This window comes from Schumannella sp. GW821-FHT10F01 (genome assembly GCF_058809295.1).
The window spans coordinates 301,754-325,836 of the sequence record NZ_JBXASM010000001.1 but is presented as its reverse complement, the minus strand read 5'-3'; the positions used below and the strand labels follow the sequence as shown (position 1 = coordinate 325,836).

Annotated in this window: 22 protein-coding genes and 1 tRNA gene; 7 read left to right on the top strand and 16 right to left on the bottom strand. The window is 72.5% G+C overall.

The annotated features are described in order from the left end of the window. Nucleotides 1-72: 72 nt before the first annotated feature. Together AC1RSJ_RS01695 and AC1RSJ_RS01690 are read left to right on the top strand one after the other, a co-directional pair. Complete coding sequence (locus tag AC1RSJ_RS01695) at nucleotides 73-1,077, top strand: LacI family DNA-binding transcriptional regulator (protein ID WP_493116585.1); 1,005 nt, start codon at nucleotides 73-75, stop codon at nucleotides 1,075-1,077. Between the two features lie 6 nt (nucleotides 1,078-1,083). Beyond that, entirely contained in the window at nucleotides 1,084-1,869 is a 786-nt protein-coding gene (locus AC1RSJ_RS01690; RefSeq protein ID WP_493116584.1) for an alpha/beta fold hydrolase, read from the top strand. Between the two features lie 267 nt (nucleotides 1,870-2,136). On the opposite strand, the gene AC1RSJ_RS01685 is transcribed toward AC1RSJ_RS01690, so the two are convergent. Beyond that, a complete protein-coding gene (locus AC1RSJ_RS01685; RefSeq protein WP_493116583.1) occupies nucleotides 2,137-2,754 on the bottom strand; it encodes a hypothetical protein in 618 nt (205 codons plus the stop codon). 166 nt (nucleotides 2,755-2,920) lie between these two features. On the opposite strand from AC1RSJ_RS01685, the gene AC1RSJ_RS01680 reads away from it, so the two are divergent. Next, nucleotides 2,921-3,508 carry a TetR/AcrR family transcriptional regulator gene (locus AC1RSJ_RS01680; RefSeq protein WP_493116582.1) on the top strand — a complete coding sequence of 196 codons (588 nt, stop codon included), beginning with the start codon at nucleotides 2,921-2,923 and terminating at the stop codon, nucleotides 3,506-3,508. 461 nt (nucleotides 3,509-3,969) lie between these two features. Here AC1RSJ_RS01680 and AC1RSJ_RS01675 read toward each other — a convergent pair whose 3' ends face one another. From AC1RSJ_RS01675 to AC1RSJ_RS01655, 5 genes are all read right to left on the bottom strand, one after another. Continuing rightward, nucleotides 3,970-4,455, bottom strand: a complete 486-nt coding sequence (locus AC1RSJ_RS01675) for a hypothetical protein (RefSeq protein WP_493116581.1) — start codon at nucleotides 4,453-4,455, stop codon at nucleotides 3,970-3,972. A 467-nt stretch (nucleotides 4,456-4,922) separates the two neighbouring features. Then, entirely contained in the window at nucleotides 4,923-5,243 is a 321-nt protein-coding gene (locus AC1RSJ_RS01670; RefSeq protein WP_493116580.1) for a hypothetical protein, read from the bottom strand. A gap of 169 nt (nucleotides 5,244-5,412) precedes the next feature. Beyond that, a tRNA-Ser gene (locus tag AC1RSJ_RS01665) sits at nucleotides 5,413-5,501 on the bottom strand. 72 nt (nucleotides 5,502-5,573) lie between these two features. Beyond that, nucleotides 5,574-6,842 (bottom strand): LCP family protein, encoded by a 1,269-nt coding sequence (locus tag AC1RSJ_RS01660; RefSeq protein ID WP_493116579.1) that lies wholly within the window; start codon nucleotides 6,840-6,842, stop codon nucleotides 5,574-5,576. Between the two features lie 145 nt (nucleotides 6,843-6,987). Continuing rightward, complete coding sequence (locus tag AC1RSJ_RS01655) at nucleotides 6,988-7,644, bottom strand: nucleoside/nucleotide kinase family protein (protein WP_493116578.1); 657 nt, start codon at nucleotides 7,642-7,644, stop codon at nucleotides 6,988-6,990. 81 nt (nucleotides 7,645-7,725) lie between these two features. Between AC1RSJ_RS01655 and AC1RSJ_RS01650 the strand changes: the two genes are divergently transcribed. The 3 genes from AC1RSJ_RS01650 to AC1RSJ_RS01640 are packed head-to-tail and all read left to right on the top strand — an operon-like array spanning nucleotide 7,726 to nucleotide 10,287. After that, the gene (locus AC1RSJ_RS01650) at nucleotides 7,726-8,469 is read left to right on the top strand and encodes a copper homeostasis protein CutC (protein WP_493116577.1); all 744 of its coding nucleotides are present in this window, start codon (nucleotides 7,726-7,728) and stop codon (nucleotides 8,467-8,469) included. Further along, the gene (locus AC1RSJ_RS01645) at nucleotides 8,466-9,419 is read left to right on the top strand and encodes a Gfo/Idh/MocA family protein (protein WP_493116576.1); all 954 of its coding nucleotides are present in this window, start codon (nucleotides 8,466-8,468) and stop codon (nucleotides 9,417-9,419) included. Before AC1RSJ_RS01650 ends, AC1RSJ_RS01645 begins: the two co-directional genes overlap by 4 nt. 43 nt (nucleotides 9,420-9,462) lie before the next feature. Further along, a complete protein-coding gene (locus AC1RSJ_RS01640) occupies nucleotides 9,463-10,287 on the top strand; it encodes an HAD-IIB family hydrolase (protein ID WP_493116575.1) in 825 nt (274 codons plus the stop codon). Between the two features lie 67 nt (nucleotides 10,288-10,354). Here the strand turns inward: AC1RSJ_RS01640 and AC1RSJ_RS01635 are convergent, their stop codons facing one another. The 10 genes from AC1RSJ_RS01635 to AC1RSJ_RS01590 form a co-directional block, all read right to left on the bottom strand. Next, nucleotides 10,355-11,398, bottom strand: coding sequence for a LacI family DNA-binding transcriptional regulator (locus tag AC1RSJ_RS01635; protein ID WP_493116574.1), 1,044 nt, complete (start codon nucleotides 11,396-11,398; stop codon nucleotides 10,355-10,357). A gap of 253 nt (nucleotides 11,399-11,651) precedes the next feature. Next, on the bottom strand, nucleotides 11,652-12,566 hold the full coding sequence (locus AC1RSJ_RS01630) for a carbohydrate ABC transporter permease (protein WP_493116573.1): 915 nt from the start codon (nucleotides 12,564-12,566) through the stop codon (nucleotides 11,652-11,654). Beyond that, complete coding sequence (locus AC1RSJ_RS01625) at nucleotides 12,563-13,537, bottom strand: carbohydrate ABC transporter permease (protein ID WP_493116572.1); 975 nt, start codon at nucleotides 13,535-13,537, stop codon at nucleotides 12,563-12,565. The genes AC1RSJ_RS01630 and AC1RSJ_RS01625 overlap by 4 nt, the downstream gene beginning before the upstream one ends. A 4-nt stretch (nucleotides 13,538-13,541) precedes the next feature. Beyond that, nucleotides 13,542-14,816, bottom strand: coding sequence for an ABC transporter substrate-binding protein (locus AC1RSJ_RS01620; RefSeq protein WP_493116571.1), 1,275 nt, complete (start codon nucleotides 14,814-14,816; stop codon nucleotides 13,542-13,544). A 138-nt stretch (nucleotides 14,817-14,954) separates the two neighbouring features. Further along, complete coding sequence (locus tag AC1RSJ_RS01615) at nucleotides 14,955-16,739, bottom strand: alpha-amylase family protein (RefSeq protein ID WP_493116570.1); 1,785 nt, start codon at nucleotides 16,737-16,739, stop codon at nucleotides 14,955-14,957. A 154-nt stretch (nucleotides 16,740-16,893) separates the two neighbouring features. Next, nucleotides 16,894-18,414, bottom strand: coding sequence for an L-arabinose isomerase (gene araA / locus AC1RSJ_RS01610; RefSeq protein ID WP_493116569.1), 1,521 nt, complete (start codon nucleotides 18,412-18,414; stop codon nucleotides 16,894-16,896). Between the two features lie 78 nt (nucleotides 18,415-18,492). Continuing rightward, entirely contained in the window at nucleotides 18,493-20,100 is a 1,608-nt protein-coding gene (locus tag AC1RSJ_RS01605; RefSeq protein ID WP_493116568.1) for a xylulokinase, read from the bottom strand. Beyond that, entirely contained in the window at nucleotides 20,097-20,792 is a 696-nt protein-coding gene (locus AC1RSJ_RS01600) for an L-ribulose-5-phosphate 4-epimerase (protein WP_493116567.1), read from the bottom strand. Before AC1RSJ_RS01600 ends, AC1RSJ_RS01605 begins: the two co-directional genes overlap by 4 nt. Before the next feature lie 107 nt (nucleotides 20,793-20,899). Beyond that, a complete protein-coding gene (locus AC1RSJ_RS01595; RefSeq protein WP_493116566.1) occupies nucleotides 20,900-21,892 on the bottom strand; it encodes a LacI family DNA-binding transcriptional regulator in 993 nt (330 codons plus the stop codon). Nucleotides 21,893-21,912: 20 nt separating this feature from the next. Continuing rightward, nucleotides 21,913-23,370 (bottom strand): MFS transporter, encoded by a 1,458-nt coding sequence (locus tag AC1RSJ_RS01590; RefSeq protein WP_493116565.1) that lies wholly within the window; start codon nucleotides 23,368-23,370, stop codon nucleotides 21,913-21,915. A gap of 105 nt (nucleotides 23,371-23,475) precedes the next feature. Between AC1RSJ_RS01590 and AC1RSJ_RS01585 the strand changes: the two genes are divergently transcribed. Further along, a complete protein-coding gene (locus AC1RSJ_RS01585; protein ID WP_493116564.1) occupies nucleotides 23,476-24,081 on the top strand; it encodes a TetR family transcriptional regulator in 606 nt (201 codons plus the stop codon). Nucleotides 24,082-24,083: the final 2 nt, after the last annotated feature.

Below are 24,083 nucleotides of genomic sequence, written 5' to 3'. Positions count from 1 at the left end.
GCTTGTCAACCGATCGGCGGAGGACGGCTCGCGGTCCTGCGGGTAGCTCTGCGGCGTGGTTCACTGACGTTCGTGGCAGGTGGCGACGATCTCGGTCTGGCCGCGGTCGCGCGCCTCGCCGGCGTGTCGACCGCGACCGTGTCCAACACCATCAACCGCCCCGAGATGGTCACTCAGCGCACCCGCGACAAGGTCGAGGCGGCGATCCGCGAGCTCGACTTCTCGCCGAACCGCGCCGCCGCAGCCCTGCGCACCGGGTTCAACCGCCTCCTCGGTCTGGTGGTGCCGGACGTGGTCAACCCCTTCTACGCCGCCATCGTCGACGCGGTCTCGGATGCCGCGGATCGGCACGGCTACTCGGTGGCGCTCTGCGTCAGCCACGACGATCCCGCGCGGGAGCGCCGCCAGCTCGACACCCTCGCGGAGCAGCGCGCCGCGGGCGCCCTCGTGGTGCCGCTGACCGCGGACGACTCCCGCCTCAGCATCCTGCGACGGATCGGCTCGCGACTGATCCTCGTCGACCGCCGCGCGGATCCGGGCGTCAGCTGCTCCGTCGCGGTCGACGACCGGCTCGGCGGCGCGCTCGCCGTCGAGCACCTCGTCGGGCACGCCGACCGCGTCACCCTGGTCAACGGCCGCCGCACCATCCCGCAGTGCGCCGACCGCCGTGACGGCGCGCGTGACGCGATGCTCGCGGCCGGACGCGATCCCGATGCCATCGTCGAGTACGAGACCGACGCCATGACCATCGAGTCGGGCATCGAGATCGGCAGGCGGATCGCCGCGGAGGGCGCACCCCGGCGCATCTTCTGCACCAACGACCAGCTGGCCGTCGGCGTCATCCGCGGGCTGGCCGCCGCCGGCGTCGCGGTGCCGGATGACGCCGCCGTCGTCGGCTACGGCGACCTCTCGCTGTCCGGCGATGGCGAGCTGCCGCTCACCACGGTCGGCCAGCCGAAGCGCGCGATGGGCGACGCCGCAGTCGACCTGCTGCTCGCCGAGCTGGCCGAGGGGTCGGCACACCAGCACACGCTCACGCTGTTCGAGCCCCATCTGCTCGTGCGCGGCACGGCGTAGGCGGCGGTGAGCGCGCGCATCGAGGGCGTGTTCCACGTCCGCCTGGGATCGGGAGCACCCGTGCTCGCCCTGCACGGCGCCGGAGTCGACCACCGCGAGCTGATGCGGGCGCTCGAGGATCTGGGCGTCCTCGACCAGTGCCAGCGCGACTACGTCGACCTGCCCGGAATGGGCAGCTCTTCAGCCGAGGGCATCTCCTCGAATTCGGATGTCGTCTCGACGATCGAACGTCTCATGGACGAGCTCCTCCTCGAGCCGCCGATCATCATCGGCCACTCCTATGGCGCGTACCTCGCCCAGGCGATCGCCACCCGGCGTCCGCACGGCGTCCGAGCGCTCGTCCTCATCTGCACGGCAGGATCCGGGGCGGAGGGAGTGCCGCCGGGTCAGGTGGTCGTCGACGACGGCTCAGCGAAGGGCGCGCTCGACGCGGACCAGCTCGCGGCGTTCCATGACTACTTCGTGGTCCGCACCGCTCGCACCGCAGAGCTCTACCGCGACCGCGTTCAGCCTGGCGCAGCGGCGGTCGACGAGGCGGCCATGGAGCGGATCTTCGGCCGGTGGTCGCTCGACATCGATCCCGCGTCGTTCACCGGGCCGGTGCTCCTCATCGCCGGGAGACGCGACGGCGTAGTCGGTTTCGCCAACTCGGAGCGCCTGGCATCGCAGTACCCGCACGCGGAGGTGGAGGTGCTCGACGATGTCGGCCACGCGCTCATCCACGAGGCGCCCGGAGAGCTGGCGGGGATCCTGCGTCGATGGCTTCCCGCCGCGCTCGGCGCGTCCGGATAGACCTCGAGGGTGCGGGCGCCGGATCGCGGGTGCGGGTGCGGGTGGGCGCTCGGACCTGGACTATCGGCTCGGAGTCGCAGTTCGGTCGGCGGGTCGGCCATCCCGCGTCGTCGCTGCGTCCTCCGAGCACTACGCGAGCGGGCTCAGACACCGCAGGCGCCGCCACGATGCGCCCGAAGTCACCCGACGACGGCGATGACTGCAACACGCCCGAGCCGATGAGGCTGATCGCCTGACGTCCCGCGGAGGGCACAGGCGCCGAGGCGATCAGGCGATCACGAAGATCACGGTCACGGCCTCGTACACCGCGCCGATGATGAGCAGGGCGATCACCCAGATGTAGATCTTCAGGGTGGCACGGAGCCCCGCGCCGTAGCCCGCGCCGCGGGATCGGATGCCGTATGCGGCGGGCTGCAGGAACACCCGTCCGTGCACCCATGCGGCGAATCCGACCAGCACATATGCGGCGCCCTCGATCAGCAGGGTGACCCAGTGGATGAGGAACGTCGCGTCCTCGGCGCCCGCCGGAGTGAAGAGGATGCCCCAGGACAGTCCGCGGATCATCGTGATGACGACACCGAGGAACGGGACGATCAGGGTCGGCAACGTGGTCTGCAACAGCGAGGCGGAGAAGAGGTTGACCGCCAGGGTCACGACCGCGGCCAGCGCCACGTTGCCGCTGCGGTAGGAGTCGGCGATGACCTGTCCGAGGCCTCCCGCCGCAGGGTCGCCCTGCAGCGCCCCGAGTCCGCCAGGACGCAGCTCGGGGATCAGGACCGTGAGCAGGATGCCGAAGAGGAACAGGCCCAAGTACGTCGCGCTGAGGACGAGGAGACCGCGCCGGTGGGTTCGGGCGAGGTCGAGAGGAGCGGTGAGCACGGACATGGAGGAGACCACCTTTCGGCTGCGGACGGACGGGGAGAACGGAGGGGGACGCGAGCTCTTCGCATCGTGGCACGTCGTACCGGTACAGTGTGCCACACCCCAGAGGATCGCGGTGGGGTGCGACTCGACGCCCCGTACGATTCAGCGGAGGAGAGGAGAACGATCGATGGCCGATGAACGACGGCGGCAGATCATCGCCGCGGCGCGTTCGATGCTGAGCGAGGATCCTCACACCACGCTCTCTGTTCGCGCTGTCGCCCGACGTGCGGGCGTCGGGCCGAGCACCCTCCGCCACCATTTCCCCACTCAGGCATTGCTCTACGAGGTGGTCTACGAGTCGTTCTTCGAGGGCTCGGCGGGAGACCTGCGGATTCACGACAGCAGCGTGCCCGCGCGGGAGAGGCTCCGGGAATGCCTCCTCCAGCTCCTCCCGCCGCCCCACGCCCCGGAGTCCCCGCTGGACCCCTGGATCGCGGCCATTTCCTCCGTCTTCGGGTCGTCGGCGAACGCCGAGGCCCGCGCCGGGTGGTTCTCGTCCGTGATCCAGACGAGGCGGCAGATCGTCGGGTGGCTGCGCGTCCTGTCGCACGAGGGCGCTGTCGCCGGGGGGTCCGAGGAGCGGTCGGCGCGACTGCTCGTGACCGTGATCGACGGGCTCTCCTATGAGCGGGTCATCCCCGCCTCCCGACTCGAGCCCGACGTCGAGGCCGCCGTGCTCGAGGACGCCCTCTCGGCGGTTCTCCGGAATCGCTGACTCCGCACTCCCGCGGCGCGGCAGGTCTCGCAACTCTGCCGAGCCGGCGAGCGGCTCGAACAACCGACTGCCCGGAGGGCCGATCCGCTTCAGGAGGCCAACAGCAGCGCCGTCGCCATGACGCCGGCGAGCAGCAGGAGTGTCAGGGTCCAGTCCGGAGGGACATCCTGCGCGGCGGTCGCCCGCGAGCTGGAAACGGCAGGCCCGTCCGATGGGGATGCAGCTCGTGACCAGTACGCGCCCAACGCGAGGCGGTCGTCTTGCGAGGTCCGGAGGGCACGACCCGAACCCGATTTCCCGAAAGCGCACGAAATCCCTGGTGAACCGGGGCTTCCATCGAGCGGAGACGAGGGGATAGAAACCCGGGCACAGATCAGCCTTCAGCCCGCGGCGACGTGATCACGGATTGCCAGAGACACTGGGATCGCAACGTTGGAGGATTACCGGAAGGCGTGCGGCACTCACACGACGCTGAACCGCCCGGTGGAGGTTCCGCCGCCGAGGCCGCGATCCGTCACCGTGACCGTGTACTCGCCGGGCGGGAGCCGGTCGAAGCGGACACCCATCCCGTATCCGGTCGTGTCGCACCACGGCGAGGTCTGTCCCGGCGCTGCCCCGGCCGCGCTGGTGACGGTGACGGTGATGTCGCAACCGTCCTTTGCTGCAGTGCCGTCGCTGTGGGTGGAGGACCAGGAGATGTACGCGCCGGCGGTCGCCTGTGCGCTCGGCCGCGAGATGACCTTGGTGCCGTCGGCGAGCTCGCTGAAGCTCCCCCGACCGGACATGGGTCCGAACTTCACGGCGAACTGGGTGGCGGGTCCGCCGTACGCCGTCGGCGTCGGGTCGGGTTCCGGCTGGACCTGCAGCGCGTCGTGCGCCATGGGCCCCAGCGTCACCACGCCCATCACAATCGTCACCACGCTTGCGACCACGGCGAGCGCCGTCACCACTGGATGATCGGCACGGAACGACACGGCGGGCCTCCACGTTCGGGTCGGGGACTCGTCTCCTAGCCGGAGCGTATCGGCCCGGGACGGGAACGGGAACGGGAACGGGAACGGGAACGGGAACGAGACAATCGGAAACCTGACGCCATCGTGGTCCGGCCGGGCGGCAGCGACGCGTAGGACGTCGACGCCCCACCGTCCGACCACGGTCCGGGACTCCACCTCGTCGAATCACCTGCACAGCAGGTGCGGCTCATCGCTCGAACAGGGTCGGCGGCATCGCCGGCAGGGTGATCTCCACGACGTCACGGGTGAAGAAGAAGTCGATACTGCTGCCTGCCTAAAGGCGATCGAGGCGCGTGGGCTGTTCAAGCGACTCGCGGCGTCGGACGACGAGCACCTCGTCGACGCCGGGCGGTTCGGGCTGCGCCGCCTCGGTTGAAGCAGGCAAGACGCCAGTCCTCGGGTCAGGCGAGGACCTCGAGAAGCTGATCGACGAACGCCCACCCCAGGATGAAGATCGCGCACGCCGTGAACACGGCGCCTGCCCACATGGTGGATCGCAGCGAGTCGGGATCTCGATCGAAGGTCGTCGCGGCGCCTTCTCCCCAGATGTCGGCTGTCTGCTTGCGCCAGAAGGGCATCAGCCAGGCGCGGTTCGCCCAGACCCAGGCCAACGCGACGCCGAACAGCATCACAGAGACGAGCGCGCTCCCGATCCCGACCAGGTGCTCGATGCCGGCCTCCATAGGCTGACCGTAGCGCTCGACGACCGGATGCTGGGTCACGACCTTGACCGGAGAGGCAGGAATCGAGAGGCACTGCCGTCAGCGCGTCATCATCACAGGGAGCGCGGCCCGATCACGACGACGGAACAGGTCATGTGCGCAGGGGGCGAATTAGGGCAGAACGCCTCACGCGGCCGGAAGAAAACGCCTGTGATCAGGACTTTTACTGCGGAGACGAGGGGATTTGAACCCCTGGTCCCCTTGCGGGGACTCCACCTTAGCAGGGTGGTGCACTCGACCGGACTATGCGACGTCTCCTGGCTGATGCCTCGGCAATGATAGCCGAGCCGACCGCCAGGACCGAACGCGTCAGCCGGGCGTGCGACCGGATCAGCCCGAGTAGGCCTTCGCGCAGGTCTGCTGCGATGCGTTCTGGCCCTTGAGGCCGGAGATGACGCCCGCCGAACCGGATGCCGCGTCGGTCGGAGTGGTCGAAGGCGAGCCCGTGGTCGCCGGCGTGGTGGGTGCGCCCGTCGCGGTCGGATCCAGCTCGGATCCGCCGGCCTCGCCGACCGCCTTCGAGTCGAGGGCGATCGGGGTGTCGGCCTTGAGGGCCGACCACATCTTCGACGCGAGCTGAGTGTTCGGCTGCACCTTGCCGGCGTAGATGCCCGTGCCGCCGGTGCTGCCCGGATACTGCACGAAGACGACCTTCTCGAGCGGGATGTCCTTCAGCGCCCGCGCCACCGACACCATCGTCGTGACATCGGCGAGCGAGGTGGAGAGCTTCATGCTGGTCGACGCGGTCTGCGCGATCTTGAACAGGGCCGGCACATCGCCGAGGGTGCCCTCGTCCTTGAGCTTGCGCACGAGGGCCGACATGAACACCTGCTGCGAGCTGATGCGACCGAGGTCGCTGCCGTCGCCGACGCCGTGGCGCGAGCGGACGAACGCCGCCGCGGTCGCGCCCTGGATCACCGAGTGGCCGGCCGGGAGGTCGAGGCCGGTGTACGGGTCCTTGATCGCCTTGTCGACGCACACGTCGACGCCGCCGACCGCATCCGACATCTTCACGACGCCGTCGAAGGTGATCACGCCGGCGAAGCCGATCTCCAGGCCGCTGGCCTTCTCCACCACGTCGACGACGCACTTCAGCCCGCCGTAGGAGTAGGCCGTGTTCAGCGCGAGGCCGGTCGCCGCGGCCGACTTGTGCTTGCCGTCCTCGCTCGTGCAGGACGGGAAGGGCAGGATCATGTCGCGCGGGATGCTGACCGCGGTCGCGCTCTGATGGTCGGCCGAAACGTGCAGCAGGATGTTGACGTCGTTGAGCGTCGCACCGCCGCGCTTGCCGTACTGGGCGGCGCTCTGCGTCGGGTCGTTGTCGACGCCGACCACGAGGATGTTGAACCCGCCGTCGTAGGCGCCGATCGAGGGTGCGATGGCCTTGCTCGCGCCGCCGATGTCGACCGCGTTGTGCTTCACCTCGTCGCCGATGCGCCAGACGGCGATCGCGGCGACCGAGGCGCCCGCCACGAGCGAGACCGCGGCCGTGATGCCCAGGAACGCGAGGATGCCGCGGACGACGCCGCGACGCGGGCGCGCGCCGTGTCGCACGGACGCACGCGGGGTGCGGCCGGGACGGCGGGGGCTGTCGGTCATGGCGTATCTGCCTCGGGTCGAGGGGAGCGATGCGGCGCGGGCGGCCGGCGGCACTCGGGATGGGCGCAGTCGACCGCTGATTCTACCGGCGAAACCGGGGAGCGCCTGGGAGATCCGGCAGGCGGCCGCGAGTCGGGTGGCGGCGTCAGCGGGACGACAGGATGCGCGAGTCCAGGCCGGAGACGACGAGGTCCGCTCGCTCGCGCGTCGCCTCGATGAGCACGGCGTTCGCGCCGTCGACGTCGCGCGCCCAGGCCTCTGCCGCGGTGCGCGTGCGGCCGTGGCGGATGTGCCGGTCGACGAGCCGCGCGAGCCGGTCGGCATCCGGGGTCGCGCAGAACCAGCGCTCGCCGAGCAGCCGGGCCGCGCCGCGCCACGGCTCGGCGTCGACCAGCAGGTAGTTGCCCTCGATCACGGCGATGCGGTGGTGCGGCTCGACCGCGATCGAGCCGGCGACGGGCTCGTCGACGGTCCGCTCGAACGCCGGCGCGTAGACGGTCGCGTCGAGCTCGGTGCGCAGCCGTGCGACGAGCGCCGCGAACCCCGCGCCGTCGAACGTGTCGATCGCGCCCTTGCGGTCGTGGCGCCCGAGCCGGTCGAGGGTCGAGTTCGCGAGGTGGAAGCCGTCCATCGGCACGGCCACGGCATCCGCGCCGAGCCGCTCCACGAGCGTCCGGGCCAGGGTCGTCTTGCCGCCGCCCGGGCTGCCGGCGATGCCGAGCAGCAGCCGGCCGTCCGTGCGCCCTGCCAGCGCGCGCACCCGCTCGGCGAGCACCCCGACCGGGTCGTGCGCCTCGTCCATGCCGCTCCGTCATCCGCCCGCCTCGACGCGGGCTCCCCGCACCATACTGGGAGGCCGATGCCGCCCCGCCATACTGGGCCCATGACGGCGCGCCTCGAGCTCGAGATCGCGGTCGCGTCGACGGCGGACGTCCGCGCGGCGATCGGTGCGGGCGCGGACCGCGTCGAGCTGAGCAGCGCGCTCGAGCTCGGCGGCCTCACGCCCTCGATCGCCGCGGTCGAGGCGGCGGTGGCGACCGGAGCGGAGACGCACGTGCTCATCCGCTGCCGCCCCGGCGGCTTCGACTACGACGACGACGAGCTCGACGTCATGGCGCGCGACGCGGCCCGTGCGATCTCGGCCGGCGCGCGCGGCGTCGTGATCGGCGCGCTGACCGGCGACCGGGCGCTCGACGTCGCGGCCGTCTCGCAGCTGCGGGAGTCCGCCCTCGCGTCCCGCGCGGACGCCGCGGTCACGCTCCACCGCGCCGTGGACCTCGCCGCCGACCCCGTCGCGGCCGCGGCGGCCGCCTCGGCGCTCGGCATCGACCGCGTGCTCAGCTCCGGCGGGGCCGCCGCGGCGCGGGACGGCGTGGCGGCGCTGCGGCGGATGTCCGCACTCCCCGGCGGCGTGCGGATCATGGCAGGGGCCGGGGTCACGGCGGACGACATCCCGGGGCTCGCGGACGCGGGCGTCGCCGCCGTGCACCTCTCGGCGAAGCGCGAGGCCGACGCGGCGACCGGGGTGCCGCTCGGCGCGGACGGCGGACTCCGCCGCTTCACGGTCGACCCGGCGCTCGTCCTCGCGGCGCGAGCGGCCATCGACCGGCTCGGGGCGACGGCATGACCGTCGTCGCCCTCGCCGGCCGCGGCACGATCGCCCGCGACCACGCCCGCGCCTGGGCCGCCATCGGCGCCGAGGTGCGCTACGTGGTGGCGACGTCGCCCGGCCCCGGACTCGACGACGCCCCGGGCGCCCACGTCGTGACCGATCTCGGCGACGCGCTGGCCGATCCGGACGTGGCGATCGTGACCGTCGCGACGCCGACGCCGACGCATCCGGACCTCGCCGTCCGTGCGCTCGAGGCGGGTCGCCACGTGCTGCTCGAGAAGCCCGTCGCGCTGACGATCGCCGATGCGGACCGGATCGCGGCCGCCGCCGTCGACGCCGGCCGGGTGCTGCTCGCCGCGCAGGTGCTCCGCTTCTTCCCGGCGCACCGGGCCGCGGCGGACCTCGTGCACGCGGGCGCGCTCGGCGCCCCGATCGCGCTGCAGTCGAGTCGCGTCGGCGCCGCGGACGGCCAGGCCGCTTGGATGCTCGACGAGTCGAGCTCGGGCGGCATGCTGCTCGATCTCGGCATCCACGAGCTCGATCAGCTCGTCGGCCTGCTCGGCACGCCGACGGCGGTCACCGCGCGCCGGACGGCCGGCATCGACCTCACCGGTCTCGACGTCGAACTGACCTCGGGCGCGAGCGGCCACGTCGTGATCGGCCGTCCGCTCCCGTCGGGCAGCCCGTTCGCCGCCGGGCTCCGGGTCTGGGGCACCGAGGGCGCACTCGAGCTCACGTCCGGCGACGGCGGCGCAGCGCTGACGCTCCGGGATGCGGACGGCGAGCGGACCGTGCCGGTGGCGGACGCGGATCCGTTCGAGCTGCAGGCGCGGCACCTGCTCGCGCTCATCGACGGCGCCGCCGAACCGGTGGTGCCGTGGAGCGAGGTGCGGCTCGCGCTGCGGCTCGGGCTGGCCGCCCGCGAGTCGGTCGCGGCCGGCGGCGCGCGCATCCCGCTCGGCTGACGGGGCGCGCGGGAGCGTTCGTCAGCGCTCCTAGGATCGGAGCGTGCCGCCCGAGCCCCGCATCCTGTTCCTCGACATCGACGGCACGCTGGCCCACCGCGGCGTCGTGCCTGCGGAGCACGTGGAGGCGGTGCGCGCCGTGCGCTCGGCCGGGCACCGCGTGCTGCTGGCGACCGGCCGCCCGCGCTCGATGCTCAACGACGAGCTGCTGTCGATCGGCTTCGACGGGATGGTGGGCAGCGCCGGCTGCTACGCCGAGGTCGACGGCGAGGTGCTGCTCGACCGGACGTTCCCGCGCGAGCTGGCCGCGCCGCTCGTCGCCCGGCTCGTCGAGCTCGACGCCCTGTTCATCCTGGAGGCGCGGGACGAGATCGTCGCCCCGACCGGCGGGCTCGCGCGCCTGACGGCCTCGTTCGATGCGATCGGCGACGGCGCCAGCCACCGCATCCTCGCCGACATCGGCGACCGGCTGCGCGAGACGGACGACCTCGACGTGCCGTTCGCCAAGATCACCGTGTTCGACAGTCCGGTGCCGGTCGCCGACATCGCGGACGCCGCCGGCCCGGAGATCGGCGTCGTGCCGAACTCGATCGTCGGGCTCGAGGGCCACGCGGGCGAACTGCACCTCGCCGACGCGAACAAGGGCGTCGGGATCGACCTGGTGCTCGCCCGGCTCGGACTCGACCGCTCCGCGAGCATCGCGATCGGCGACGGCCTCAACGACCTCGAGATGCTCGAGCACGCGGGCACCGCCGTGGTCGTCGAGGGCGCGGACCCGCGCGTGCTCGCGCACGCCGACCTCGTCATCCCGGGCCCGGATCTCGCCGGGCTGGTGACCGCGTTCGAGCGGCTCGCGCTGCTCGACTGACGCTCAGACGGGCGGGGCTTCGAGACGGCGCTGGCGCGCCTCCTCAGCCGACGGGGGTGCCGGGGGTTCAGACCGGCGGCGGGGCCGTGCTCTCGCGGATGACGAGCTCGACGGGCACCATGAGCCGGCGCGGCTGCGCGTCGCCGCCGGAGATGCGCTGGAGCAGCGTCTCGATCGCGACGCGGCCCACCTGCTCGAACGACTGGCGCACCGTCGTCAGCGCGGGCCAGTGCACGTCGGTGTCCGGCTCGTCGTCGAAGCCGACGACGCTCACCTCACCCGGCACATCGATGCCGAGCTCGTGCAGCCGGCGGAGGAAGCCGAAGGCCATCCGGTCGTTCGCGACGAAGACCGCGGTGGCCCCGTCGTCGACGAAGCGGTCGGCGATCGCGGAAGCCGAGCGGCTGCTCCAGTCGCCGGAGATCGGCTCCGGCACCGGCCGGCCGTGCTCCTCGAGCGTGCGGCGCCACTCCTCGAGGCGCCGCGTCGCCGCGAACGACTCCCGCGGACCGGCGATGTGGTGCACGGTGCGGTGCCCGAGCGACAGCAGGTGCTCGGTCGCGAGGCGCGCTCCCCCGGCCTGATCGCTGTCGACGATCGTGTAGTCGTCGCCGCCGCCGGAGTCGACGAAGATCACCGGCACGCCCGGCGGCAGGGTGATGACGCTCTCGTCGTCCATCCGCCGCTCCGCGATGATGATCGCGCCGTCGACGCCCTCGTGGCCGAGCCGGTCGTACGCGTTGACGATCGTGTCGCCGTGCAGCTCGAAGGGGAGGAGCGTCACGGTGTAGCCGCGCTCCGCGGCGGTGGTCACGATCTCGCTGATCGTCCACATGTTGCCCGGCGAGCGCATGCCGGAGGTGAGCACGCCGATGGACTGGAAGCGACCGGTCGCGAGCGCCCGCGCCGCGAGGTTCGGGCGGTAGCCGAGCCGGCCCATGGTGTCGAGCACCCGCAGCCGGGTGGACTCCTCGACGTTGCCGGCGCCGTTGGCGACCCGGCTCGCCGTGATCGGGGCCACGCCCGCCTCGCGCGCCACGTCGGCGAGCGACGGGGTGCGTCGGGCACGTCGTCGGATCGGCTCTGCCGCGCGATCCTCCGTGGTGCTCACGGGAGTCACACTAGTGTCCCCGCGGGGCCCCGGAGCGTCGGATGGTAGCGATACCAATCCCGTCGTCGCCGGGCGCTCCGCCGAGGGTGCCTTACGAGTCTTCGCGGTCATCCCGCACCATCCACTCCGGACCGCGCACGCACGCGGTCGCGTTCCTGTCGACGTCGTCGTCGCGGATGCGAGACGGCCGGCTCCCGGACCGATCGGGAGGTCCGGGAACCGGCCGTCTGCTGGCTCCGGCTGCGGCGGTGCGTCAGCCGGTCATCCCGGTCTCCGCGATGCCGCGGACGAGGAACCGCTGCAGCGTGAAGAAGACGATGATGAGCGGGATCATCGACAGCAGCGCGGCCGTGAACAGGCCCGTGTAGTCGAAGGTCTGCGCCGTGAGGAACGTCGACAGGTACACCTGCAGCGTCGTGACCCCGAAGCCGTCGCCCGAGATGACGAGCGGCCAGAGGAACGCGTTCCAGCTGCCCACGAACCCGAGCACCGCGAGCGATGCGGTGAACGCGGCCTGGTTCGGCATCACGATGCGGAGGAACACGCCGAAGTGGCGCAGTCCGTCGAGCTTGCCGGCCTCCTCGAGCTCCCGGGGGAAGTTCAGGAACGCCTGGCGGAACAGGAACACCGTGAACGCGGCGAACAGCGTCGGCACGATCAGACCCTGCAGCGTGCCGACCCAGCCGAGGCTCGCGACGATGATGTAGTTCGGGATGAACGTCGTCGCCGACGGCACCATCAGCACGAGCAGCACGATCGCGAACACGACGTTCGAGAGCCTGCCCGGCACGCGCGCCAGTCCGTACCCGGCGAAGGCCGCGATGACGAGGGTCAGCGCGGTCGTGGTGATCGCCATCACGAGCGAGCCGAACAGCGCCGCCTGGAACGCCGGATCGGTCACGACCGTGACGATGTTGCCGAACTGCGGCGGGATCGGGAACACGATGAACTCGGGCGAGCTCACCTTGTCGTTCGTGGTGAACGCGAACTTCAGCAGCACCCAGAACGGGATCAGGAACAGCACCGTGACGATGCCGAGGATCACGTAGCGCACCGTCAGGCCGGGGCCCGACGGACGAAGCGGCCCACGGTAGTGGGCGCCGCGCGCCTTCCTGGGCACGTCGGCCCGGATCGACGCCGGTGCCGGCGTCTCGACTGTCGCGGTCATCCGGCCACCACCTTCTTCTCACGGCGCGCCTTGCGGCGCGGGGAGTCCTCGTCGTTGGCGCCGAACCCGATGAAGCGGTTCTGGGCGAGCGCGACGATGACCATGATCAACGTCAGGATGAGCGCGCCGGCGGAGCCGTGGCCGAAGTCCTGCTGCCCGAACGCGCGGGTGTACAGGTAGACCAGCGGCGGGCGCGCCGTCGGCCCCTGGCCGACGATGTTGTAGAACTCGTCGAACGCCTGGAAGCCGGCGATGAGCAGGAGCAGCAGCACGGCGCTCGACGTCGAGCGGAGCTGCGGCCAGGTCACCGACCAGAACATGCGCCAGCTGCTGCGCACGCCGTCGATCGACGCGGCCTCGTACAGCTGCTCGGGCACGCGCTGGAGCGCCGCCGAGAACAGCAGCATGTAGAAGCCGATCTGCAGCCAGAGACGGACCGACACGAGGAGGATCCAGAACAGCGGGAACTCGGTCAGCCACGCGTAGATCGGCGGGATGCCGAACGCGCCGAGCACCTGGTTCGCGAGGCTCGACTCGAGGCCGTTGAAGATGCCGAGCTTCCAGATCAGCGACGCCACCACGTAGGAGCAGGCGGTCGGCAGGAAGATCACGGTGCGGAAGAACCCGGCACCGTGCGGCAGCCGGTTCACCAGCAGCGCGAGCCCGAGAGAGCACGCCAGCGTCACCGGCACGATGAACAGCGTGAACAGGGCGAAGGTGCCCAGGCTGCCCAGGAACTCCGGGTCGGTGAGGAAGTCGATGTAGTTCTGGATGCCCGTGAAGCTCGTCGGGTAGACGGTGCCCCGCGCGTCGAACAGGCTGAGGACGAGGCTCCAGATGATCGGGAGCAGCGTGAAGATGAACAGGCCCAGCACGAAGGGGCCGACGAAGAGCCAGAAGGTCACCTCGTCCCGGCGCCGGGTACCCCGGCGCCGGGACGAGCCACCGCGGCTCGCGGTGAGAGTGGTCATCAGATCACTTGATCTGGGCCAGCGCGGACTCCACCTTCTTGGCGGCGTCCTCCAGCGTCGACTTGGGGTCGGCGCCGTTGACGATGATCTTCGTGCCGGCGTCGCCCATGGCGGTGCCGACAGCGCTGGTCACGTACGGGCCCTGAGCCTTGCCGAACTCCTTGAAGAGGTCGACGAACTCCTTGCCCGGGCCGGACTGCAGCTTCTCGGCCGAGTCGGCCACCGCGGTGACCGGCGGGATGTGGAAGCCGTAGCTGAGCGACCAGTCCTCCTGGTCGGCCTTCTGGTCGACCCAGAGCCACTTCACGAACGCCTTCGCCTTGTCGACGTCGGCGGCCTTCGCGGCGACCTGCTGGTTCCAGCCGCCGAGGATGACGGCCTTGGTGGCCTTCGAACCCGAACCCGGCATCGCGAAGATGCCGACGTCGTCGCCGAGCGCCGCGACGGCCTGCGGCACGGACCACATGCCGCCCCACTGGATCGGGACGACCTTGTTGGCGAACGGGGTGATGTCCCACCAGTCGGAGGGCTGACCCTGGAGGCCCATCTTCTCCTGCTGGATCTTCTGCAGGAACGAGTAGGACTCCGCGACCGCGTCGACGTTGTCGGCCCAGCCGGCCTTCTTGTTGTCGGAGGTGAAGAGCTCCGAGCCGGTGGCCCAGATGGTGCTGGCCCAGAGGCCGGCGCCGCCGTCGGTGTTCGAGAGGAAGATGCCCTTCTTGCCGCCCGAGGACAGCTTCTTGACGGCGTTGTAGAGGTCCTCCATCGTCTCGGGGACCTTCAGGCCGGCGTCCGCGAACGCCGACTTGCTGTAGTAGAAGGCCTGCGGGTCGATGATCATGGGGATGCCCCAGATCTTGCCGTCGATGGTGACGTTCTCGAGCACGGCCTGGTTGAGCTGGTCCTTGATCGGCTCGACGAGCGACGTCAGGTCGGCGTAGCGGCCGGCGCGGGCGTCGGCGATGTTGATCGCGTTGTTCTCGAACACGTCGACGCCGCTGCCGGCGAGGAGGCGGGTGTTGAGCTTCGAGGCGTAGTCGCCCGCGACCCAGTTGACGTTGACGGTCGCGTCCTTGTACGCGGCGGCGTACTTCTTGGCCGCCTGCTCCGTGCCCTTCTCGCCGTACTGGTGGTACCACTGCGAGATGGTGTTGCTGCCGCCGCCACCGCCGCCGGCACCCGGGCCTGCGCAGGCCGCGAGGAGGAGCGGCGTGGCCGCTCCGATACCGAGGGCCCCGAGCATCTGGCGCCGGGTGAACTGAGTGCTGTTGCCTGCCATGCGAACTCCTCGTTGAGTGCTGCGGGCGTCCACGCCCGCGGGGTTGTTTGGATGGTAGCGCTGTCATCCCCCGTGGTCCAGCGAAATCACCTGTCCATTTGCATCACGATTCCGAGACCTTCCCACGGGGTGCGCCGATCAGCGGCCTCCCCGCCGTACGGTGATCAGCCCGCCGGCGGGCACGGGGATGTCGGCGAGCCGGAGGTCGGCATCCGGCGGCTCCGCGATCAGGACGCCCGCCGCGTCGCGGACCGTCACGTGCTCGGCGGCACCGCCTCCGCGCAGCACGGCTCCGGCCTCCGCCCCGTTCGCGATGTGCCACTCCCGCCAGTCGCCGGCGGGGGCCTCGAGCGCGTCGCCGGCGTACCGGGCGGTCACCACCCGGTCGCCTCGGCGCGCGTGCACGGCAGTGTAGCCGCGGTCGACGCCCTCCGCCTCGAGATCGTCGCCGAGGAGCGCGTCGGCGTGCTCGCGCCAGAAGCCGAGCCAGTGCGCCAGCACGGCGCGATGGTCGGGCCGCAGCCGGCCGAGGTGCACCGAGATCTGGGGCACGCCGAACAGTGCGTGCACGAGGTGCTGGGCGACCCGCTCGGGCGAGTCGTCGTCGGCCCACATGACGGGGTCGCTGTGGATCGCGATGCCGCGGGAGGCGAGCCGCAGGTCGACGATGCCGATGCGGTTCAGCGCCGGGCTCAGCGGGCAGTCGCCCACGCGGAGCATGCTCGCGAGCTGCACGGCCTCCGGCGACAGGTACGGCTCCCGGAACTCGATCATCGGCTCGACGCCGTCCGGGAGCACGCCGCGCATCGCCTCGTGGAGCTGCTCGAGCAGCCGCAGGCCGCCGCGGGCCGTGTCCGGAGTGTCCGCGTCCGCCGGCACGGGTCCGCGGGCGGAGGCCCCGAAGCGCTCGAGGAAGTCGAGCTTGAAGCCCGCCGCGCCGCTGTCCTCCGCGAGCGCCACGAGCCGGTCGACGAGGAGGCGGCGGGTGGCCGGCGAGCGCGGGTCGAGCACCGCGGCCTCCATGCCCGGGTCGTCGTCCGCGAGCGCGTACTCGCCCTCGCGGTAGGCGCGGGAGCGGTACCCCACCCAGGGCGTGCCGATCCACCACAGCGTCGAGAGCCCCGCGGCCGCGAGCCGGTCGACGAGCGCGCGGCCGCCGCCCACCTTCGCGGGCTCGAGCTCCCAGTCGCCGCACGAGCCGTAGCCGCGCGAGGTGTCGTCGTTCTGCCAGCCGTCGTCGACGATGACCGTGCCGAAGCCCAGCTCGGCGGCCCGCTCGGCCTCGAGCGCCAGCTCCTCGGGATCGAGTGCCTGATGGAACGTGTACCAGGAGCAGTAGACCGGCGCGAGGCTGCGCGGGTCGACGGAGGGCCGGTGGAGGCCGATCGCCGCGCCGAGCGCCGGCACGGTCGCGGAGAACGCACCGCCTCCGGTCTCGAGCACGAGGTCGAGGTCGTCGCCCGGATCGTCGAGGTCGATCACGACGAGCAGCTCGGCGGTCTCCTCGACCATGCCGACCCGCACCCGGAGCAGGCTCGCGCCCGCGTGCGCCGCCCAGCCGAGCAGCACGCGATCGCCGCGCCCGACGAGCACGCCGAGCCCGGCGCCGTCGAACGGGCCGACCGCCGACGGCCCGGCCCAGGACGGCGCGAGACGCCCGCGGTTCTCGCCGCTGCCGGGCCGCCAGATGGCGATCGAGTCGGATGCCTCGGCCGTGAACGCGAGCGACCGTGCGCCCTCGCCGCCCGGCACCCGGATGCGGAGGGCCGTGCCGTCGACCCGCACCTCCGCGCTCGCCGCGCTGCCGGCATCCGCGGCGAGCCGCAGCCCGTCGATCCGCAGCCCGTCGATCCCGGCGAGCGGCACCTCCTCGGTGCGTGCCGCGCTCAGCGCGCCGGGTGCCCAGCTGCGGGTGTCGTGCATGCGGTGCCGCCTTCCGATCGCCGTCGATCCGCCGCGGCGTCCCGCTGCGGCCCGACCATCCTGCCGGGTTCTCAGGCCGGGGCGCGGCTCCCGGTTCGAGATGGCGCCGGATCCGCCGATCGGCCTGAGAACCGCGCAGCGCGGAGAGTCCGGCTCAGAGCCCGCGGGCGAGCCGGTGGTACGCCTGGTTCCAGGCGACCTCGCGCTCGAAGTCGACCAGGGTGGTGCCCTCGTCGATCACGAGCAGCTCGGTGCGGGTGAGCTTCGCGAAGTCGCGGAACACGTCGACGCCGAGCTGCGTCGTCATGACCGTGTGATGGGCGGCGCCGGCGGTGAGCCACGCGGCGGCGCTCGTGTGGAAGTCCGGGGCGGGCTTCCACACCGCGCGTCCGACCGGCAGCTTCGGCATCGGCTGCGGCAGCGCGACGTTCTCGACGGCGTTCGCGACGAGGCGGAAGCGGTCGCGCAGGTCCGACATCGCGACGACCACGGCCGGACCCGCGTCGGCCGTGAAGACGAGGCGCACCGGGTCGTCCTTGCCGCCGATGCCGAGCGGGTGGATCTCGAGCGTCGGCTTCGCCCTGGTCAGGCTCGGCGAGACCTCGAGCATGTGCGCGCCGAGGATGAGCTCCGCACCCGGCGTGAGGTCGTACGTGTAGTCCTCCATGAGACTGGCGCCGCCGGGCAGCCCGGCGCCCATGACGGAGGCGAGGCGCACGAGCACCGCGGTCTTCCAGTCGCCCTCGGCGCCGAACCCGTAGCCGTCGGCCATGAGCCGCTGCACCGCGACGCCCGGCAGCTGCTTCAGCGCGCCGAGGTCTTCGAACGAGTCGGTGAACGCGGTGAAGCGTCCGGCCTCGAGGAACGAGCGGAGGCCGAGCTCCTGCCGCGCCGCGTACACCACCGCGTCGCGGCGCGGACCGCCCGGACGGAGCTCGGCCACGACGTCGTAGAGCTCGTCGTACTCCGCGGCGAGCGCCACGGCATCCGCCTCGGCGACCGCCTCGACGGCCTCCACGAGCTCGTTGACGGGCCAGGTGTTCACGCTGACGCCGAAGCGGATCTCCGCCTCCGTCTTGTCGCCCTCGGTCACCGCGACGTACCGCATGTTGTCGCCGAAGCGGGCCACCTTCGTGGTCTTCAGCGCGGCGACGCCGGACGCGGCGCGGGTCCAGGTGCCGACGCGCCCCGCGACCGCCGGGTCGGACACGTGGCCGACCACGGTGACGCGCGGCAGGTCGAGCCGGGTCTGGATGTACGCGAACTCGCGGTCGCCGTGGGCGGCCTGGTTCAGGTTCATGAAGTCGAAGTCGATCTCCGACCAGGGCAGCGCCACGTCGGCCTGCGTGTGGAGGTGCAGCAGCGGCTTCGACAGCTCGGAGAGCCCGGTGATCCACATCTTCGCGGGGCTGAAGGTGTGCGCCCAGGCGATGATGCCGACCACGCGGTCGTCGGCGTTCGCCTCGAGGGCCATCCGGCGGATGGCGTCGGTGTCGGTGAGCACCGGCTTCCACTCGACCGTGACCGGCACGTCCGACGACGCCGCCAGCTGCTCGGCGACCCGGCGCGACTGCTCGGCGACCTGCCGCAGCGTCTCCTCGCCGTACAGGCCCTGCGACCCGGTGGCGAACCAGACGACGTTCTCGCGGAGGTCGGGGACGATGCTGCGGGTCATGGCGGATCCTTCGGTGCTCGGTGGGGCGGGCGGCGTGCTGGGGGTGGCGCGTGCGGCGCCGAGAGTGGTGCGGGCGCGTCAGAGCGCCGCGATGGCGGCGCGCTCGACGTCGAGGCCGGCGCGGTAGCGGTCGAGGTAGGCGGCGAAGCCGGCCACGTCGTCCGCGTCGGGGGCGGCGGTCGCGGTGTCGGCGCCGGCGAACACGCGCTCGTCGAGGAACGCGGCGAGATCGCCCCCGCCGGTGGCCGTGAACGCGGCGAGGACCGCGGCGCCCCAGGCGCCGCCCTCCCCCGCGCTCGCGGCGACGGCGACCGGCGCATCGAGCGCCGCGGCGAGGAAGCGCTGGGCCACGCCGGCGGTGCGGAAGACGCCGCCGTGCGCGCTCATCCGGTCGAGGGCGACGCCCTCCCCGTCGAGCACGCGCAGGCCGAGCGCGAGCGTGCCGAACACGCCGTAGAGCTGTGCGCGCATGACATTCGCGAGCGAGAAGCGGCTGTCGGGCGTGCGGACGAAGAGCGGACGCCCCTCCGCGGTGCCGGCGACCGGCTCGCCCGCGAGGTGGTTGTAGGCGAGCAGACCGCCGGCGTCCGCCTCGCCGGCGAGGGCCTCCCGGAACAGCGTCTCGTAGACGGCGTCGTCGTCGAGCGGGGTGCCGGCGGCGGCCGCGAAGCCGCGGAACAGGCCGACCCAGGCCGCGAGCTCGCTCGCGCCGTTGTTGCAGTGCACCATCGCGACCGCGTCGCCGACCGGCGTCGTGACGACGTCGATCTCCTCGTGCGCGCTCGCGAGCGGCCGCTCGAGCACCACCATCGCGAACACGCTGGTGCCCGCGCTGACGTTGCCCGTGCGCGGCGCGATCGCGTTCGTCGCGACCATGCCGGTGCCCGCGTCGCCCTCCGGCGCGCAGAGCGGGGCGCCCGGCGCGAGCGCGCCGGACGGGTCGAGCAGCGCGGCGCCGTCGGCGGTGAGCTCGCCGGCCGGGGCACCGGCGACGAGCACCTCCGGCAGCAGATCGCGGAGCGGGCCCGGCAGCGCGGACCCGGCGGCGTGCCCGTCGTAGCGGGCGAGCAGGTCCGCGTCGTAGTCGCGGACGGCCGGGTCGATCGGGAACATCCCGGACGCGTCGCCGATGCCGAGCACGCGGCGGCCGGTGAGCCGCTCGTGCACGTGCCCGGCGAGGGTCGTGAGGTGCGCGATGCGCGGCACATGCGCCTCGCCGTCGAGCACCGCCTGGTGCAGGTGCGCGATCGACCAGCGCTGCGGGATGTTGACGCCGAGCAGGTCGCTGAGCTCGGCAGCCGCGGCGCCCGTGCTCGTGTTGCGCCAGGTGCGGAACGGCACGAGCAGCTCGCCGGCGTCGTCGAACGCGAGATAGCCGTGCATCATCCCGCTGATGCCGATCCCGCCGAGCGCGGCGATCGCGACGCCGTGGCGGCGGCGCACGTCGTCCGCGAGGTCCGCGTAGGCGGCTCGCAGTCCCGACCACACGTCGTCGAGCGCGTAGGTCCAGCGTCCGTCGACGAGCGCGTTCTCCCACTCGTGCGCGCCCGTCGCGATCACGACCGCCGGGTCGTCGCCGACCAGGCACGCCTTGATGCGGGTGGAGCCGAGCTCGATGCCGAGCACCGCGCGCCCCGCGCGGACGGCCTCCGCCGCCGCGTCGGCCGCCGTCGTATCCGTGGTCATCGCCGGTCGTCCCCGTCCTGCCCGTACACGCCTTGGTAGCGGGCGTACAGCGCGTCGATCCTGTCCTGCGGGATCGGGATCAGCGGTCCCGCCTGCCGCGCGATGTGCACCGTCCGCGCCGCGTCCTCGCACATCACCGCGGCCTTCACCGCGTCGCGCGCCGAGACCCCGATCGCGAACGGGCCGTGGTTCTGCATGAGCACCGCGCGCGAGCGGTGCCCGCGCAGGGTGTCGACGATGCCGCGGCCGATCGAGTCGTCGCCGATGACCGCGAACGGGCCCACCGGGATCGGGCCGCCGAACTCGTCAGCCATCCCGGTGATCACGCACGGGATCTCCTCACCGCGAGCCGCCCAGGCGACGGCGTAGGTGGAGTGCGTGTGCACGACGCCGCCGACATCCGGCATCTCGCGGTACACGTAGGCGTGCGCCGCCGTGTCGCTCGAGGGGCTCCGCTGCGAGCCGGTGCTGCCGGGCACCACGTCGCCGTCGAGGTCGCAGAGCACGAGATCGTCGGCCGTGAGGTCGTCGTAGGCGACGCCGGAGGGCTTGATCACGAAGAGGTCGGTGCCGGGCACCCGTCCCGAGACGTTGCCGCCGGTCCAGACCACGAGGCCGTACCGCACCAGCTCCGCGTGGAGCGCGGCGACCTCGGCCCTAGCGCGCTCGATGGCGGCGTCGATGTCGCCCATCCGTCCTCCTCGACTGGATCGTGTCCCGAGATGTTATCGCTCACATTGCGCCGGGCGCCAGTGCCGCGCGCGTCGGCCGACGGCGATCGCGGCGGTCGCGCGCGACCTCAGACCGACGCCGTCGACGCCCGCTCCACCAACCACGGCGGCACCCGGTCGTCGACGCGGTCGGACGCCGGATGCCCGTCGTCGAGCCGGGCGACGAGCCGGGCGACCGCGCGCCGGCCGACCTCGTCGAAGTCCTGGTGCAGCGTCGTGAGCGGCGGGAGGCTGTGGGCGCCCTCCGGGATGTCGTCGAACCCGATGACGCTGACGTCGTGCGGCACCCGGCGGCCGAGGTCCGCCAGCCCGTGCACGAGGCCGAGCGCCATCTGGTCGTTGCCGCAGATCACGGCCGTCGTCGCGGGGTCGACGCGGGCGGCGGCGGCGTAGCCGGCATCCGCGCTCCAGTCGCCGGGCAGGTCCGGCCCGAGCTCGAGCGCCGCCGCGGCGGCCTGGCGATGCACCGCGGCGAGCCGCACGTCCGCCTCGAGGAAGTCGGGCGGTCCGGCGACGACCTGCACCCGGCGGTGCCCCAGGCTGACGAGGTGCTCGACCGCGAGGCGGGCGCCGAGCTGCTCGTCGACGGCGACGTCGCCCGGCTTGCCGGTCTGCAGGGTGACCCGCGGCAGATCGGAGGCGAGCCGCGCCACCTCGTCGAGCAGCACCGAGTAGGGCGCGATGACGACGAGCGCCTCGACCGACTGGTCGAGCAGGAACTCGAGGCTGTCGCGCACGGCCTCCGCGGTGACCGGCGTCGAGGTGACGAGCGGCTGGTAGCCGGCGGCGCGCACGGCCTGCTCGACGGACTGCAGGGTGCGCACCGGCCCGAAGTCGGCGCTCGCCGGAGCGAGCACGCCGATCGCCCGGGTGCGGCGCGTCACGAGCGACCGCGCCGCGAGGTTCGGCCGGTAGCCGACCTCGCGGATCGCGTCGAGCACCCGCTCGCGCGTCGCCGGCCGGATGCCCTCGAACCCGTTGAGCACGCGGGAGACCGTCTGGTGCGAGACGCCGGCGCGGTCCGCGACGTCGTACATGCTCGGGGCGCGCCGCTCGGTCATCCGCGCAGGCTACCGCCCCGTCAGTGCTCGACCGCCTCCATGGCGCCCTCATGCTCGGGCTTCGGGCGCGGGATGAAGATCGCGACGACGAGGCAGAGCACCGCGGCGCCGAGACCGAGCGCGAGGGCGAGCAGGAAGCCGTCCTCGCTCGGGCCGGCGACGCCGCCGACCACCGTGACCGACTGCGCGAGGATCGCCCCGACCACGGCGGACGCGACGCTCGTGCCGAGCGACCGCATGAGCGCGTTGAGTCCGTTCGCCGCGCCGGTCTCGTGCGCCGGGACGGCCTGCATGATCAGCGCGGGCATGGCCGCGTAGCCGAGCCCGATGCCGACGCCCAGCACGATGTTGATGATCAGGATCTGCCACGCCTCGGCGTGGAAGAGCAGCGCGCCGCCGTACGACAGCGCGATCACGCCGGCGCCGACCACGAGCAGCGGCTTCGGTCCGCGGCGGCGCTCGACGGCGCCCGCGACCGGCGACATGAGCATCATCGCGATGCCGGACGGCGCGAGGATCAGCGCCGCGACGACGAGCGAGAGGCCGAGTCCGATGCCGGTCGCGCGCGGCAGCTCGAGCAGCTGCGGCAGCACCACGTTCGACGCGAACAGCGCGAAGCCCATGGCCACCGACGCGAGGTTGGTGAGCAGCACCGGCCCGCGCGCGCTGACGCGGAGGTCGACCAGCGGGTCCTTCACGCGCAGCTCGACGACGCCCCAGATGAGCAGCACGACGACCCCGCCGACGAGGAGGGTGAGGGTGCGCGGGTCGCCCCAGCCCCACTCGCCGCCGCGCGAGACCGCGATGAGCACGCCGACCAGCCCGACGGCGAGTCCGATGATGCCGACCACGTCGATGCGGCCAGGGGTGCGGACCGTGCTCGCCGGCACGAGCAGCGCGTAGAGCGCGAACGCGAGCACGGCGATGCCGGCGGCCACCCAGAACAGGGCGTGCCAGTCGAGGTTCTCCGCGACCACGGCGCTGAGCGGCAGGCCGAGCGCCCCGCCGACGCCGAGCGTGGCACTGACGAGGGCGATGCCCGATCCGAGCCGCTCGCGCGGCAGCACGTCGCGCAGGATCGAGATGCCGAGCGGGATGACGCCGGCCGCCATGCCCTGCAGCACACGGGCGACGATCATCGTCGGCAGGTCGTTCGAGAGCGCCGCGAGGATCGCGCCGGCGGCCTGGAGCAGCAGCAGCGCCATCGCGACGCGGCGCTTGCCGAACATGTCGCCGAGTCGTCCGGCGACCGGCGTGCACACGGCGGCGGTGACGAGGGTCGCTGTGATGACCCAGGCGCTGTTGTCGCTGGTCGTGTGCAGCAGGCGCGGCAGCTCCGACTGGATCGGGATCAGGATCGTCTGCATGAACGAGGCACCGAGGCCCGCGAACGCGAGCACGGCGAGGATCGCGCCCGATCGCGGTCGCGCGGCGGCGGCCGCGGTCACGGGCACCTCGCTGGTCGGGGTCTGGGTCATGGTCGCGCTCGCTTCCGTTCGTGGTCCGGGAGCCGGGCTTCATCGACCGACCGTGAGACTGCGTCTCAGTCAGCGGACACCATATCATTCGGTAGACTCATCCGCATGAACGGCGGGGTGCGGGACCGGAGCCGCGCGCTCCTGCGCGCCGAGCTCGCCGACGCGGCCGCCGACTTCTGTGCCGAGCACGGCTTCGAGCACGTGACCGCGGACGAGATCGCGCAGGGCATCGGCATCTCGCGGGCGACCTTCTTCCGCTACTTCGCCTCCAAGGAGGACGCGGTCGTCGCCGCCGTGCGCACGGGCCGCACCTCGCTCGGTGCTCAGCTTCGGGCGGCCGCCCCGGCCCCCGGGACGGCCGCGATGGACGCCGTGCGCGCCTCCCTCGCCCCGACGGTCGCCATCGCGCTGCGGGATCCGAGGAAGCTGCGGGCGCGCATCCGGATGATCGGCTCCTCGGCGCCGTTGCGCACGCGCCTCGCCTCCGAGCGCGCCGAGCAGCGCGACGACCTCGCGGCCGCGCTCCTCGAGCTCGTGCCGGATCGCGCGGAGGCCCTCGCCGCCGCGACGGCGTCGATGGCCGCGATCGACCTCGCCTGGAGCCTCTGGACCGCGGACGACGACGCCGACTTCGACGAGACGCTCCAGCGCGCGTTCGCCCTGGTGCAGGGCGCGGGCGGCATCGCGATCGGGCGGCCCGCCACCCGCTGATC